This is a genomic window from Chromobacterium sp. Rain0013, assembly GCF_015291765.1.
Taxonomy (GTDB): Bacteria; Pseudomonadota; Gammaproteobacteria; order Burkholderiales; family Chromobacteriaceae; genus Chromobacterium; species Chromobacterium haemolyticum.
Window position 1 is genome coordinate 2,042,305 of sequence record NZ_CP031514.1, and the last position, 14,460, is coordinate 2,056,764.

At 61.4% G+C, this 14,460-nt stretch carries 14 protein-coding genes; 9 read left to right on the forward strand and 5 right to left on the reverse strand.

Annotation, left to right across the window (positions count from 1 at the left end):
- Positions 1 to 84 precede the first annotated feature (84 nt).
- The 4 genes from DXT74_RS09610 to DXT74_RS09625 form a co-directional block, all read right to left on the reverse strand.
- On the reverse strand, positions 85 to 1,119 hold the full coding sequence (locus tag DXT74_RS09610) for a DUF475 domain-containing protein (RefSeq protein WP_114155008.1): 1,035 nt from the start codon (positions 1,117 to 1,119) through the stop codon (positions 85 to 87).
- 120 nt (positions 1,120 to 1,239) lie between these two features.
- Positions 1,240 to 2,448, reverse strand: a complete 1,209-nt coding sequence (locus DXT74_RS09615; protein WP_043640506.1) for a DUF1615 domain-containing protein — start codon at positions 2,446 to 2,448, stop codon at positions 1,240 to 1,242.
- A 67-nt stretch (positions 2,449 to 2,515) separates the two neighbouring features.
- The gene (locus DXT74_RS09620; protein ID WP_194427836.1) at positions 2,516 to 3,250 is read right to left on the reverse strand and encodes an ABC transporter substrate-binding protein; all 735 of its coding nucleotides are present in this window, start codon (positions 3,248 to 3,250) and stop codon (positions 2,516 to 2,518) included.
- Between the two features lie 133 nt (positions 3,251 to 3,383).
- Entirely contained in the window at positions 3,384 to 4,085 is a 702-nt protein-coding gene (locus DXT74_RS09625; RefSeq protein WP_194427837.1) for a peptidoglycan DD-metalloendopeptidase family protein, read from the reverse strand.
- A gap of 114 nt (positions 4,086 to 4,199) precedes the next feature.
- Between DXT74_RS09625 and DXT74_RS09630 the strand changes: the two genes are divergently transcribed.
- The 3 genes from DXT74_RS09630 (at position 4,200) to tdh (ending at position 7,395) form a co-directional block, all read left to right on the forward strand.
- Complete coding sequence (locus DXT74_RS09630; protein ID WP_081555630.1) at positions 4,200 to 4,922, forward strand: ABC transporter substrate-binding protein; 723 nt, start codon at positions 4,200 to 4,202, stop codon at positions 4,920 to 4,922.
- Positions 4,923 to 5,120: 198 nt separating this feature from the next.
- Positions 5,121 to 6,320 carry a glycine C-acetyltransferase gene (locus DXT74_RS09635; protein WP_043640499.1) on the forward strand — a complete coding sequence of 400 codons (1,200 nt, stop codon included), beginning with the start codon at positions 5,121 to 5,123 and terminating at the stop codon, positions 6,318 to 6,320.
- 49 nt (positions 6,321 to 6,369) lie between these two features.
- Positions 6,370 to 7,395: an L-threonine 3-dehydrogenase gene (gene tdh, locus DXT74_RS09640; RefSeq protein ID WP_043640495.1), complete on the forward strand. Its 1,026-nt coding sequence runs from the start codon at positions 6,370 to 6,372 to the stop codon at positions 7,393 to 7,395.
- A 201-nt stretch (positions 7,396 to 7,596) separates the two neighbouring features.
- Here the strand turns inward: tdh and DXT74_RS09645 are convergent, their stop codons facing one another.
- Entirely contained in the window at positions 7,597 to 8,394 is a 798-nt protein-coding gene (locus DXT74_RS09645; protein WP_194427838.1) for an SPOR domain-containing protein, read from the reverse strand.
- A gap of 136 nt (positions 8,395 to 8,530) precedes the next feature.
- Here DXT74_RS09645 and ndk point away from each other — a divergent pair, with 136 nt between their 5' ends.
- From ndk to hisS, 6 genes are all read left to right on the forward strand, one after another.
- The gene (gene ndk, locus DXT74_RS09650) at positions 8,531 to 8,956 is read left to right on the forward strand and encodes a nucleoside-diphosphate kinase (RefSeq protein ID WP_043594449.1); all 426 of its coding nucleotides are present in this window, start codon (positions 8,531 to 8,533) and stop codon (positions 8,954 to 8,956) included.
- Positions 8,957 to 9,054: 98 nt separating this feature from the next.
- Positions 9,055 to 10,149 (forward strand): 23S rRNA (adenine(2503)-C(2))-methyltransferase RlmN, encoded by a 1,095-nt coding sequence (gene rlmN, locus DXT74_RS09655; RefSeq protein WP_019104100.1) that lies wholly within the window; start codon positions 9,055 to 9,057, stop codon positions 10,147 to 10,149.
- A gap of 35 nt (positions 10,150 to 10,184) precedes the next feature.
- A complete protein-coding gene (pilW, locus tag DXT74_RS09660; RefSeq protein WP_194427839.1) occupies positions 10,185 to 10,889 on the forward strand; it encodes a type IV pilus biogenesis/stability protein PilW in 705 nt (234 codons plus the stop codon).
- A gap of 2 nt (positions 10,890 to 10,891) precedes the next feature.
- Positions 10,892 to 11,824 carry a RodZ domain-containing protein gene (locus DXT74_RS09665; protein ID WP_194427840.1) on the forward strand — a complete coding sequence of 311 codons (933 nt, stop codon included), beginning with the start codon at positions 10,892 to 10,894 and terminating at the stop codon, positions 11,822 to 11,824.
- 13 nt (positions 11,825 to 11,837) lie between these two features.
- The gene (gene ispG, locus DXT74_RS09670; protein WP_043640484.1) at positions 11,838 to 13,121 is read left to right on the forward strand and encodes a flavodoxin-dependent (E)-4-hydroxy-3-methylbut-2-enyl-diphosphate synthase; all 1,284 of its coding nucleotides are present in this window, start codon (positions 11,838 to 11,840) and stop codon (positions 13,119 to 13,121) included.
- Positions 13,122 to 13,177: 56 nt separating this feature from the next.
- Entirely contained in the window at positions 13,178 to 14,449 is a 1,272-nt protein-coding gene (hisS, locus tag DXT74_RS09675) for a histidine--tRNA ligase (RefSeq protein WP_043640481.1), read from the forward strand.
- Positions 14,450 to 14,460 lie beyond the last annotated feature (11 nt).

Below are 14,460 nucleotides of genomic sequence, written 5' to 3' on the forward strand. Positions count from 1 at the left end.
ATTTTGAGCTTGTTTTTAACGCCGCATCGCCGACGCGCAGCAGATCGTAAACAGGTTCTAAGCGAAACGGCTCCTAATACAGGTTTAGTCGCGATGGCGTTTGCGCCCCGGCAAGCTGGTGACAATGCCCAAGCCGATGATGGCGACGCTGATCAGGCCTGTGAGCACTTCTCCGAGTTCGATGTGGAGCGCTGCGGCGAACATGATGGCCACCAGGGCGCCGATGGCCCAGAACGCGGACGTTTCCAGGTATTTGAATTGGCCGATGATGTTGCGCTCCACCAGCAGGATGGTCATCGAGCGGACGAACATTGCGCCGATGCCGAGCCCGGCGGCGATCAGCCAGAAATTGTTGGTGATGGCGAAGGCGGCGATCACGCCGTCCATGGAGAAGCTGGCGTCCAGCGTTTCCAGATAGACGAAACCGATCAGGCCGTTCTTGGCGGCGGCGGTTTGAATGTCCATGCCGCCGAACAGCTGCTTGAACACGTGCAGCGTCATGAATACTACGTAACCCCAGAAGCAACTGCTGAGAAACTCCATCTTTTGCCCGGCGGGAATGGCTGCGGCCACCAGCGCAATCAGCAGGATGGCGATCAGCGACTGGGCGTTTTCAACCGAGCCCAATCGGGCCAGCAGCGGCTCAATGGCCGGCAGCCAGTGTTCGTCCTTTTCCTTTTTGACGAAGTATTCCACCACCACCATCAGCAGGAAGGTGGCCCCGAAGCCCATGATCATCAGGTGCGAGTCATGCATGATCCGCTGGTAGCGCTGCGGTTCGCGGGTGGCGATGGAGAAGGCCTCAAGCAAGGGCGTGTCGCCGGCGACGGCGACGATGAGCAGCGGGAATAGTATGCGCATGCCGAACACCGCGACGGCGACGCCCACCGTCATGAAAAGCTTGCGCCACAGCGAGCTCATCGCCTGCAGCACGCTGGCGTTGACGACCGCGTTGTCGAAGGACACGCTGGTTTCCAGAATCGCCAGCACCAGGGCGGTGACCAGAAAAGAGCCGGCCATGGCGGGGCCGCCCAGTTGGAAGCCGTACCAGCCGGCGGCGGCCAGCACGACGGCGCTGAACAGCAGCGAACCGGTAAAGTAGGAGAGCGTGGTGCGCATGAATGGATTTGCCTTATTGTGCGGAGGGCCCTAGCCCGCCCGCCGCTCGCATCGGAAGTGCGAGCGGTGAATGACGTGGAATTATAAGCGCGGCGCTTTGGCGAAGCGCCGCCCGCTGGATCAACGCGCGCGGGCCAGGCAACTCTGATAGCGGCCGTCGACGCGCTTGGCGAACCATTCTGTGGTCAGCTTGCGGGTGATCTTGGGGCTTTTCAGGTCGATTTGCGGCAGCAGCTCGCGCGCCGCGGGTTTGCCGAAGCGCTGGTCCGCCAGCGCGTAGGTTTTGCGGTAGAGCTCGCTTTGGCCGAACGCCGCGCTTTTCTCCAGTTTCAGGTCGCGCAGAATCTCGCCCTGGCCCATGCCCAATTTACCGCCCTGGCTAAGGACCGCGCTTTGGGTGGCGCTGGCGTAGGCCTTGCCGTCCTTGTAGCTGAGCAGGTCGCCGTCCAGCGTCAAATCCTTGCCGCTGAGTTTTTCCATGACGGCTTGAAAAGCCGCGTTGCGGCTGCTGTAGCGGCCGGCGTTGAAGTCGGCGAAGCGGTACAGCATCTGGCTGTATGGCGCAGGATATTGCAGCAGGATGGCCGCGCCGAAGTAGACGCCGCCGCGGCGGGTGAACACTTCCTGGCGGATGCTGCCGCTGCGCGGGTAGGGGTAGGGCCAGACTTTGACATGCCCTTCGGCGAATTCGACGCTGACTTGCATCGGTCCGCCGGTGCGTATCGGGTTCTTCATGCTCATCGGCAGCCCTAGCTTGCCGGCTTCACGGGCCATGTCTTCGAACAGATCGTTCATTTCCCGTTCAGTGCGCAGGCTGTCGATGCGCGCCTTATAGCTTTTTCCGTTGGGCGACGTCTTCATCAACCCGGCTTTGACCACCGGCAGCGGGATCAGGTAGCCGTGAGCCCGCTCGGCGATTTTGTCCCAGACGATGGCGGGCAGATTGGGCACGGTGGGGTCGGCTTGCCAACTGGACTCTTGCTCGATCACCGCCGCCAGCGCGCAGAAATTCTCCGCGGTATAGGGAATCTTCAGGTGAGTGAAGGCTGCGAGCATGTCGTTGCTCCAGCCCTGGCGGTCGCGGATTTTTGCCGGCAGCAGACGGTTGAGCAGCAGGCGGCCGGCTTGAGGGTCGTTGTAGGCGGGCCTGAGCGGCGGCGCGGTCACGGGAGGGGGCGAGGGCGGCGTTTCGACCGCCGGCGGCTGGGTTTCAGGTTCGGCGGGGACGGGGGCGACAACGGGCGCGGCGACAGGCGCGGGGGGGCTGACGTTGGCGCAGGCGCTCAGCAGCGCGGGCAATAGGGCAAACAGCAAGCGGGACGGTTTCACGGTGCGCGGGAGGATGCGGAATCAAACCGTGAAGGTTAGGCTATCTTGCTGTCATCGGCAATCGCGCTCAGAGGTTCTGGTAACGATTCACGATTTGTTTGTAGGCCCCGCTTTTTTGAATCGCGCGCAGGCCCTGGTTGAATTCGTCCCTCAAAGGGGCGCTGCGGAAAGCCATCCGGTAAACGGTGGGCGGGAACAACCGGTGGATGTCCACCGGCGCGGTTTTTTCCTTGAATTGGGTGGCGAGCTTGTGGTTCATCCAAGCGAAGATGTTGCGATCGGCCACCACCACGTCCACGGAGCCGCGGAACAGCAGCCGGTTTTGATCCACCTGGTTGGCGGTTTCGGCGTAGTTGGGGTTGTTTTTGGCCATGTCCTTGAAAGCTTCGCCCAGATATTGCTTGGCCAGGGAAAAAGCCAGCACCCGGTAAGCGCCCAGTTCCTTGGTTTGGTGCAATTGGATCCGACGGCTGCTGAGGGTGATGGCCACATCCTCGTAACTGATGTAGATGTCGGAATACTCGGCTTGCAATCCGGCCTGTTCGCCGACGGTGGCCACCGCGTCGATATCCTTGTTCTTCAACGCCATCGGCAGGCGGGGCTGGGAAAAGAAGACCGGCTCAATCCGGTAGCCGCGTTCTTGCAGGGCTGCGCGCACGATCTCAAGCTCCAGCCCGTTTTGCCCTCCCTCCATCACATAAGGCTCCAGCGATTCGCCAAACGCCACCTTGACGAGCTTGTGTGCGTGAGCGTTGGCGCCGAGGGCCAGCAGCAAGCTGCCTAGTAACAGTAATCTCCCCATTGGCTTGCCTTTTCAACTTCCTCGCTTCTGACCCGCGCAGCGGAAACCATGCTGTCCGGGCGATAGAGTTGCGCATGATGCATGAAATGTATTTTGCGCGTTCGTCGCCGGCGCTGACAAGCGGCCGTGCGGCTTAGTCCGTCAGATAAGGCATGGGGTCGACCGCCGAGGAGCGGACGCGCAGTTCAAAGTGGAGCTTGACCCGAGTGGTGCCGGAACTGCCCATGGTGGCGATGGCGTCGCCGGCTTTGACCGCCTGCCCCTCTTTGACCAGCAATGACTGATTGTGAGCATAGACGGTGAGGTGGGCGTTGTCATGCTGGATGATCAACAGATTGCCGTAGCTGCGGATGCCCTTGCCGGCGTAGGTAACCTTGCCGTTGGCCGCCGCGCGGACGGGGGAGCCAGCTTCGCCGGCGATGTCTATGCCCTTGCTGCCCTGGCCGTTGAATTTGGCAATGATGGGACCTTTGGCCGGCCAGACCAGCTTGATGTTGGCCACCGGGCGAGCCGCGGGCTTGCTGGGTTCCGAAGCGGAAGGCTTGGCTGCGGGCCGGCTGGGCTGTGGGCGCTTGGCGGGGGCTTGAGCGGCGCCGGCGGGCGGGGAGACGCGCAGCAACTGGCCGGCGTTGATGCTGCCGGGGTCTTTCAGTCCGTTCCAGCGCACCAGGTTCGCCACGCTGACCCGGTGGTTCTGGGCAATGCGGAACAAGGTGTCTCCCGGCTTGACGCGGTAAAAGCCGGCGGACTCCACCGCGGCGGGTTGCGAGGTGCTGGCGCAGGCGGCAAGCAGCAGGGGCAGGGAAACGGAAATAAGACGGGCGGACAAGGACATGGCGCAGATTCTAGCATCGCCGCCGGCGGCTGCGCGGTTTCTATGCGCAAACGCCGGCGGCTGGACTAAAAATCATGTTAAGGACTGTGATAGGCATTGGGCGGAGGCAACGGGATGAAACTGGGGTGGATGATGATTGGCTTGTGGAGCCTGGCGGCGCTGGCGGCGGAACCGTCGACGCTTTCCATCTACAGCGTGGAGTACCCGCCGCTGGTGTTGAAGGGGGAGGGCGGAAAATTGAGCGGCATCGCCGCGGAGGCGGTGGCTCAGGCGGTGCAATTGGCCGGCATGGGCGTGCGCATGCCGGAGATCCCCTGGAAGCGGGCTCAAATGCAGGTGCAGCAAGACGCGGACAGTTGCTTGGTGCCTTTTACGCGTTCCTTTGAGAGAGAGAAGATGTACCGCTGGGTGGGCTTGGTGATGGAAAGCAATCAATCCTTGTTCATCAACAGCCATCACCCGGTCGTCTTGAATTCGCTGGACGACGCCAAGGGCAAGCGCGTCGTGGTGTTGCTGGGGTCGTCGATGGCGGATTATTTGAAAAAGAACAATATCGCCTATTCCGTCAGGCCCACTCCAGAGGAAGCCGAGCGCGAACTGGCTGCCGGCGTGGCGGATGTGTGGGCGGTGCATGACGTGGTGGCCAACTACACCATCAAACAAGTGGGTACGCCAACCGACAATATCCGTGAGGCCTTGCAGGTCCAAACCACCAGCATCTATATGGCCTGCAGCCCGAAAATGTCGGATGCGACCGCGTTGAAGTTGAGCAGAGCGTTTCAACAACTGCGCGAAAGCGGAAAGCTGGAGAAAATTGTCGCCAAATATATGAAGTAACGATTGTCGGCACGCAGTATTTTATGGTGACAGTGTCTACTCGTATTAATTTTTCAAGGGTACAGTATCTTGGAAAAACAAGTTGAACTGTCACTGATGGCTGCGAAATGACTGGGCTAGAATGGTGCCAGTTTTTGGGTCGCCACGCATCTGGCGGCGCAATGGTGATTCTTTTGTCATCCCTGGACAAGGACAGTCATGAACCGAACCTACTTAGCCCATCTTGAAGCCACGCTGGCGCAGATTCGCGCCGATGGTTTTGAAAAGCCCGAGCGCGTGATCGCCACGCCGCAGCGCGCCGACATCGCCTTGAGCAACGGCAGCAATGTGCTGAATTTTTGCGCCAACAATTACCTGGGCCTGGCCGACGACCCGCGTTTGATCGAGGCGGCGAAGAAGGGCATGGACGACTTCGGCTACGGCTGCGCCTCGGTTCGCTTCATCTGCGGCACCCAGCAAGTGCACAAGGATTTGGAGCAGGCGATTTCCGGCTTTTTGGGCACTGATGACACTATTTTGTATTCCAGCTGCTTCGACGCCAACGGCGGCGTGTTCGAAACCTTGCTGGGCGAAGAGGACGCGGTGATTTCCGACGAGCTGAATCACGCCTCCATCATAGACGGCGTGCGCTTGTCCAAGGCCAAGCGTTTCCGTTACAAGAACAACGATATGGCCGATCTGGAGGCGCAGTTGATCGCCGCGGAACAGGCCGGCGCGCGGTTCAAGCTGATCGTTACCGACGGCGTGTTCTCCATGGATGGCATCATCGCCGATCTGAAAACTCTGTGCGAAGTGGCTGAACGTCATGGCGCGCTGGTGATGGTGGATGATTCCCACGCCGTAGGCTTCATCGGCGATAGCGGCGCGGGCACGCCGGAATTGTGCGGGGTTGCCGATCGCGTCGACATCTACACCGGCACCTTGGGCAAAGCCCTGGGCGGCGCGTCCGGCGGCTATGTGTCCGGCCGCAAAGCCATCATCGATCTGCTGCGTCAGCGCTCGCGCCCGTACCTGTTCTCCAACACTCTGGCTCCGGCCATCGCCGCCGCCAGCCTGGAAGTGCTGAACATCCTCAAGGGCGGAGAGGGCGCGGAACTGCGCGCCAAAGTGCGCCGCAACGCCGAACTGTTTCGTCAGGAAATGAGCGCGGCCGGCTTCACCCTGGTGCCGGGTCAGCACCCCATCGTTCCTGTGATGCTGGGCGATGCCAAGCTGGCGGGCGAGATGGCGGCCAAGCTGCTGGAGGAGGGCGTGTACGTGATCGGCTTCTCCTTCCCGGTGGTGCCCAAGGGCAAGGCGCGCATTCGTACTCAGATGTCGGCGCGCCACAGCGAAGAACAGGTTCGCCTGGCGGTGGCGGCTTTCATCAAAGTGGGCCGCGAACTCGGCGTGATCTGAGGCGTAGCGCCGCGCGCCCATGAGGGCGCCGCGGCGGATAGGAACAGCAATGAAAGCATTATCCAAACTGAAGGCTGAGCGCGGCCTGTGGATGACCGATGTGGCCAAGCCGGAAATCGGCCATAACGATCTATTGATCCGGATTCGCAAGACCGCGATCTGCGGTACCGATATTCATATCTGGAACTGGGACGACTGGGCTCAGAAGACCATCCCGGTGCCCATGCACGTTGGCCACGAATACGTAGGCGTGGTGGAAGCGATCGGCTCGGAAGTGCAGGGCTTCAGCGTCGGCCAGCGTGTATCGGGCGAAGGGCATATCACCTGTGGCCACTGTCGCAACTGTCGAGCCGGCCGCCGTCACCTATGCCGCAACACCTTCGGCGTGGGCGTCAACCGCGAGGGCGCGTTCGCCGAGTACCTGGTGATCCCGGCCTTCAACGCCTTCCCGATTCCGGACGACATCTCCGATGACTTGGCGTCCATCTTCGATCCCTTCGGCAATGCGGTGCACACCGCGCTCAGCTTCAACCTGGTGGGCGAGGATGTGCTGATCACCGGCGCGGGTCCGATCGGCATCATGGCGGTGGCTATCGCGCGCCATGTCGGCGCTCGTCATGTGGTGATCACCGACGTGAACGAATACCGTTTGGAGCTGGCGCGCAAGATGGGCGCCACCCGCGCGGTGAACGTGGCCAAGCAGGACCTCAAGCAGGTGATGGCCGAGCTGCATATGACCGAGGGCTTTGATGTCGGCCTGGAAATGTCGGGCAATCCACAGGCCTTCCGCCAGATGCTGGATACCATGAATCATGGCGGCAAAGTGGCGCTGCTGGGTATCCCGCCGGCCGATACCGCCATCGATTGGAACCATGTCATTTTCAAGGGCCTGGAAATCAAGGGCATCTACGGCCGGGAGATGTTCGAGACCTGGTACAAGATGGTGGCGCTGATCCAGTCAGGCTTGGACATCACCCCCATCATCACTCATCATTTCCCCGTGGCGGAATTCCAGCAAGGTTTTGAAGCCATGTTGTCGGGCCAGAGCGGCAAGGTGATTCTGGACTGGAGCTGATGGCAGGGAATGGCCTGACGAAAAAACCCTCTTCGCTGGCGAAGAGGGTTTTTTATATGTCCAATGCGTTCTCGCTCTCGCGAGAGAATGCGAGACAAAGCGACAACCGCTGAGTAAAGCGGAGCCTATACATTGTCAATGAGCATTCCGGAGTTGTGCTCCCGTGCGGCGCACGATGCGCGGCAGATCGTAAACAGGTTCTTATTGTCCGGCGGGAGCCAGCAGCGGCGCATAACCCAGGCCGCGCAACTTCTCCATGGTTTCGTCTGCTTCGGCGCGGCTCTTGAACGGGCCGACCTGCACGCGGGTGACGGTATGGGCTGGGATGCCGTGCTGTTTCAGCTCCTTCACCAGTTTTTCGGCGTTGCCGATGCTGGAGAACAGGCCCAGCTGGACTTGATAGCCGATAGAGCTGCCTGCCGGCTTGGCTTTGACAGCGGCCTCCCTGGCTGGAGCAACAGGCTTGTCCGTCGCGATGGCGGCGGCGGGCGGGGGGGCTTTGACGGGTTCGGCCGGCGAGGCTTTGGCGGCTGCCGTCTGCGGCGGAGCCGCTGCCGGGCTAGGGGCGGGAGGCGCTTTCGCCGCCGCGCGCTCATGGGCCGGCGCTGGGGCCGCAGCGTGGACGGGCGGGCGGCTGTTGACCACGGCAGGGGTCTTGTCCAGATCGGGGCTGGCCGGGCTGGCGGCGCTGGGCGCTTGCGGCGCGCCGGCGGCTTCCGTCGCGGGCGCGCTGCTTTCCGCTGCCGGCGCGCTGGCTGGAGCGGGCGCCGGCGCCGCTTCCGCCGGGGCGGAGGCGGGCTTGATGATTTTGCCGGAGCTGGGGCTCTGACTGCTGGCGGTCATTTCCACCTTGGGTTTATTGAGGCTGTCGGTCAGCGGAATGGCGGCCAGCGCCACGGCGACCAGGCCGCCGGCGATCATCAACCGCTTTTTCAGCTTGCTGTTGAGGTCGGCCTCGCCGCCGGTCTTATCGGGGTCTTGTTGATTTTGTTCGCGCATGGTCCGTGAGACTGAGAAATGTGCAGCACATGGTTGAAAACACTGCTAAAATATCGGGTTCGTCAAAATTGGGTAACCCGAGTGGCTGCATAATACTCAAGTTTAGCCACTTGTCTTGATGTTTGGGAGAATTTATATGGCAATTGAACGCACCTTGTCCATCGTTAAGCCGGACGCCGTTGGTAAAAACGTCATCGGCAAAATCTACGATCGTTTCGAATCCGCCGGCCTGAAAATCGTGGCCGCCAAGATGAAGCAACTGTCCCGCGCCGAAGCCGAAGGCTTCTACGCCGTGCACAAAGACCGTCCGTTCTTCAAGGATCTGGTTGATTTCATGGTGTCCGGCCCGGTGATGATCCAGGCGCTGCAAGGCGAAAACGCCGTGCTGAAAAACCGCGAGCTGATGGGCGCGACCGATCCGAAGAAGGCTGAAGCCGGCACCATCCGCGCCGATTTCGCCGACTCCATCGACGCCAACGCCGTTCATGGTTCCGACAGCGTGGAAAACGCCGCGATCGAAGTGGCTTATTTCTTTGCTGCATCCGAGATCAGCGCCCGCTAATCTCATAGTACTCCGTTGTTTGCGGAGCCTGTCGTCATGGACGGGCTCCGTCGAAAAGGCGGTCGTCCACACCGCCTTTGCTTTATCCCGAGGAATGCATGAAAACCAACCTGCTCGACTTCAATCTGGACCAGCTGACCCGGCATTTCGCCGAAATGGGCGAGAAGCCGTTTCGCGCCAAGCAAGTGATGCGCTGGATGCACCAGATGGCGGAAGCCGACTTCGACGCGATGACAGACCTGGCCAAAAGCTTGCGCGCCAAGCTGCATGAACGCGCCGAAGTAAAGGTTCCCTCGCTGATGACCGGGCAGGCGTCCAGTGATGGCACCCGCAAGTGGCTGCTCGACGTCGGTACCGGCAACGGCGTCGAAACCGTCTTCATCCCCGAGGATGAACGCGGCACCTTGTGCGTGTCATCCCAAGTGGGCTGCGCGCTGGAGTGCACTTTTTGCTCCACCGGCCGCCAGGGCTTCAATCGCAATCTGTCCACCGCCGAGATCATCGGCCAGCTGTGGTGGGCCAATAAGGCGATGGGCGTGACGCCCAAGAACGAGCGAGTCGTGTCCAATGTGGTGATGATGGGCATGGGCGAGCCGCTGGCCAATTTCGACAATGTGGTCAGCGCGATGCAGATCATGCTGGACGATCATGGCTACGGCCTGTCCCGCAGGCGAGTGACCTTGTCCACTTCCGGCCTGGTGCCGCAGATGGACCGGTTGCGCGAAGAGTGCCCCGTGGCGCTGGCGGTGTCGCTGCACGCGCCCAACGACGCCATTCGCGACGTGATTGTGCCTATAAACAAGAAATACCCGTTGGCGCAGTTGATGGCGGCCTGTCAGCGCTATCTGGAAAAGGCGCCGCGCGACTTCATCACTTTCGAGTACGTGATGCTTGACGGTGTCAACGATAGACCGGAACATGCTCGCCAACTGCTGGAACTGGTGCGGGACGTGCCGTGCAAGTTCAATCTGATACCGTTCAATCCGTTCCCGAACTCGGGTTATGAGCGTTCCAGCAACAATGCGATTCGCGCGTTCCGTGAAATTCTGCAGGAACGTGGTTACGTGGTGACGGTGCGGAAAACGCGCGGCGACGACATCGACGCCGCCTGTGGCCAACTGGCAGGCCAAGTGATGGACAAAACCCGCCGTCAAGCCAAATGGATGCAGCTCGTAGAGGACAATAAGCAATGACGATACGGCAAATGGGGTTGATGGCCTGTTTATGGATGGCTGTGAGTTCAACCGCATTTGCCGCCGATGCCGAGGTGTCGCGCGAGTTGGCGACGATACGCAGCCAGCTGGCGATTGAATACGCCAAGATCGGCAATTACAAAGTGGCGCTCGAAACGGCGGATCAGGCCGTCGCCGCGGACCCGGCCTATGTCCCGGCCTATGTGTCCCGAGCTTATGTTTTGACCCAGTTGCGCGAGGACGGGCCCGCCGAAGCCAATTACCGCAAGGCCCTGCAACTGGATCCAAGCAACCCCGAGGCCAACAATAATTACGGTTTGTTTTTGTGCGATCGAAACCGGCTGCAGGATTCTTTGTCCTATTTTCAGAAAGCGCTGGCCAACCCGCTGTATGATTCGCCTCAGACGGCTTATTTGAACCTGGGGCATTGCAGCGCCAAGGCCGGCAATCAAGAGCAGGCCAACGATTACTTGCTGGCGGCGCTGCGCGCCGCGCCCAATTTCGCACCCGCGCTGCGGGAATTAGCACAGTTGCATCTTGGGCTGGGTAATGCCAAATTGGCTGCTTTCTATTTCGAACGGATAGGCAAGAGCGCGGCGCTGCAAGCCGACGACCTGTGGCTTGGCGTGCAGATTGGGCGCAAGAGCGGCAACAGGACGTTGGAAAGCGAATGTTCCGCCGCGCTCAAGAGCCGTTATCCGGATTCCAAAGAAACACAACTGCTGTTGAGTGGAAGCTGAGGATGGAGCAACAATTCGAACAACAGGGACAACCGACGGAATCCAGCGTCGGCGCCCGGCTGAAGGCCGCTCGCGAAGCGGCCGGCATGGGTTTGGGGGAAGTCGCGGATAGGCTGAAACTGTCGATGCGGCAGTTGGAAGCGATAGAGCGCGACGATTTCACGATCTTGCCGGGCGCGACCTTCGTGCGCGGCTTTGTGCGTAATTACGCCCGGTTTTTGCAGATTGATCCCGAACCGTTGATGCATGCGCTGGACAGGCAGTTTCCTTCCGCCGTCAACGACGTCGCCAATCTGGTGCGCGACGGCGCGCATGAGGCTCCGGGGCATGTCGGCGAGCCAGCGGCGTTGGAGGAGGGTGGCTCTTCCGGCAAGTGGATTGTAGGCCTGCTGGTGGTGGCGGTTCTGGGCGGCGGCGTCGCATGGCTGGCCAGCAACCACGGCGGCGACAGCCGGCCGGCTGCAGACGCTTCTTCCGCCATCGCGACTGAGCTGTCTTCCGCGCCGATGGGCGAAGCCTCCGCTCCCGCCGCATTCTCCGCGGAGACGCCGGCTTCGGCGCCGGCAGCCATCGTCGCGCCTTCTCCGGCTTCCGCGCCGCAGCAGGTCAAGGCGGCCAGCGTGGCCAGCGCGCCGCTTCCGTCGGCGCCGCCGCTTGCCAAGCCGCAGGCCAGCGCCGCCGCGGCGGCGGCCGCCAGCGGCAAGCTGGTGTTGACGGTCAAGGAGGCTGAAGCCTGGGTGTCCGTGGTGGACGCCACGGGCAAGAAGCTGGTATTCCAGACCTTGCAGCCGGGCAGTACCCAGGAAGCGGTCGGCACGCCGCCGTTCAAGCTGGTGATCGGCAACGCCTCGCAAGTGGCAGTGAATTTCAATGGCCAAGCGGTGGACCTCTCGGACAAGATCCGCGGCACCACTGCAAAGCTGGAACTCAAGTAATTCAAGGTAGCGAATGGATAGCGTGAACATCGCGCGACGCCCCACCCTGCAGGCTCGGGTGGGGCATGTCATTGTAGGGTCGGATGCTCCGGTGGTGGTGCAGTCCATGACCAATACCGATACCGCCGACGCGGCGGCCACGGTGCGGCAAGTGCTGGAACTGGCGGAAGCCGGATCCGAGCTGGTGCGCATCACCGTCAACTCCCCGGAGGCGGCGGCCAAGGTGGCGGAAATCCGCCAGCGCCTGGACGACGCCGGCTGTGCCGTCCCCTTGGTTGGCGACTTTCATTTCAATGGCGATCGCCTGCTTAGGGAGTATCCCGACTGCGCGCAGGCCTTGGCCAAGTACCGGATCAATCCGGGCAATGTGGGCAAGGGCGCCAAGGGCGACGACAAGTTCGCCTTCATGATCCGCACCGCCATCGAGTACGGCAAGCCCGTGCGCATCGGCGTCAACTGGGGCAGCCTGGATCAGGCTTTGCTGGCCAGAATGATGGACGCCAACAACCGCGTTGCCCAGCCGCTGCCCCTGGAGCAACTGATGCGCGAAGCGTTGATCGTTTCCGCGCTGGAGTCCGCCGACAAAGCGATGGAACTGGGGTTGCCGGCCGAGCAAATCCTGCTGTCCTGCAAGGTCAGCAATGTTCAGGATCTGATCACCGTGTACCGCGATCTGGGCAGCCGCTGCAACTTCCCCTTGCACCTGGGGCTGACCGAGGCCGGCATGGGTTCCAAGGGCATCGTCGCATCCAGCGCGGCGCTGGCGATCTTGCTGCAGCAAGGCATCGGCGACACTATTCGCATCTCGCTGACGCCGCAGCCGGGCGAGGCGCGCACCAAGGAAGTGGTGGTGGCGCAAGAGTTGCTGCAAACCATGGGTCTGCGCAGCTTCACCCCGTTGGTGACCGCTTGTCCGGGTTGCGGCCGCACCACCAGTACCTTCTTCCAGGAGCTGGCGGACCAGATCCAGAATTATCTGCGCACCCAGATGCCGGTATGGCGTTTGCAGTACCCGGGCGTAGAGGACATGAAAGTGGCGGTGATGGGCTGCGTTGTCAACGGCCCGGGAGAGAGCAAGTTGGCCGATATCGGCATCTCGCTGCCCGGCACCGGCGAAGTGCCGGTGGCGCCGGTTTACGTCGACGGTCAAAAGGATGTTACCCTCAAGGGCGACAACATCGCCGCCGAGTTCACCGCCTTGGTTGATCGCTACGTGCAAAGCCGTTATGGCGAAGGCGGCGCTAAGCGCCGCGAGGGCGGCAGCCGCACCATTCCGATTCGTCCGGTAGGCGTTTGAGCGCGTTTGGCGCAATGACCGGGCATTGATTCAAGCGATATACAAGAAAACAAGCAATGGCTCAAAAATATCAAGCGGTCAAAGGCATGAATGACGTGCTGCCGGCCGAGTCCTACCAGTGGGAATTTTTTGAAGGCAAACTCCGCGAGCTGCTGGCCGACTACGGTTACCAGAATATCCGCACCCCCATCGTCGAAACCACGCCGCTGTTTGTTCGCGCCATCGGCGAAGTCACCGACGTGGTGGAGAAGGAGATGTACACCTTCATCGACAGCCTGAACGGCGACAGCCTGACGCTGCGTCCCGAAGGCACTGCGGGCACCCTGCGCGCGGTGGTCGAGCACAACCTTCTGTACAATGCCACCCAGAAGCTGTGGTACATGGGGCCGATGTTCCGTCATGAACGCCCGCAGAAAGGCCGTTACCGCCAGTTCCACCAGATGGGCGTGGAGGCGTTGGGCTTTGGCGGTCCGGACATTGACGCCGAAATCATCGCGATGACTGCCGATTTGTGGCGTCGCCTGGGCCTGTCCCAGTATGTGCGCCTGGAAATCAATTCGCTGGGCAACCAGGAGGAACGCGCCGCGCATCGTCAGGCGCTGATCGCCTATCTGGAAAAGCACGTGGATATTCTGGACGAAGACGGCAAGCGTCGCATGTACAGCAACCCCCTGCGCGTGCTTGACACCAAAAACCCGGCCTTGCAGCAGATGGCCAACGAGGCTCCCAAGCTGTCCGACTATCTGGGCGAGGCGTCCCGCGCGCATTACGAAGGCTGGAAGGCGATGATCCGCGAACTGGGCGTCGACTTCGTGGAAAACCCGCGACTGGTGCGTGGGCTGGATTACTACAACCAGTCGGTGTTTGAGTGGGTGACCAGCGAGCTTGGCGCGCAAGGCACGATTTGCGCCGGCGGCCGCTATGACGGCCTGATCGAACAACTGGGCGGCAAGCCCGCCGCCGGCATTGGTTTCGGCATGGGTCTGGAGCGCGTGGTGCTGTTGCTGCAGGACAAGCAACTGCTGCCGGCGCAACGCAGCGTCGACATTTATCTGGTGAACCAAGGCGAAGGCGCGGCGCTGTATGCGATGAAGCTGGCGCAAAGCCTGCGCGCAGCCGGCCTTTCGGTGGTGCAGCACTTGGGCGAAGGCAGTTTCAAGTCGCAAATGAAAAAAGCCGACGGCAGCGGCGCGCAGTTCGCCGTCATCGTCGGCGAAAATGAAATCAAGACGGGTCAGGCGGTGATCAAGGCGCTGCGCGCCGAGATGGACCAACAAACTGTGGCGGCGGAAGCGGTGGCCGCCACGCTGATCTCACTGAAAGCTTAAGGGAGAGGGGC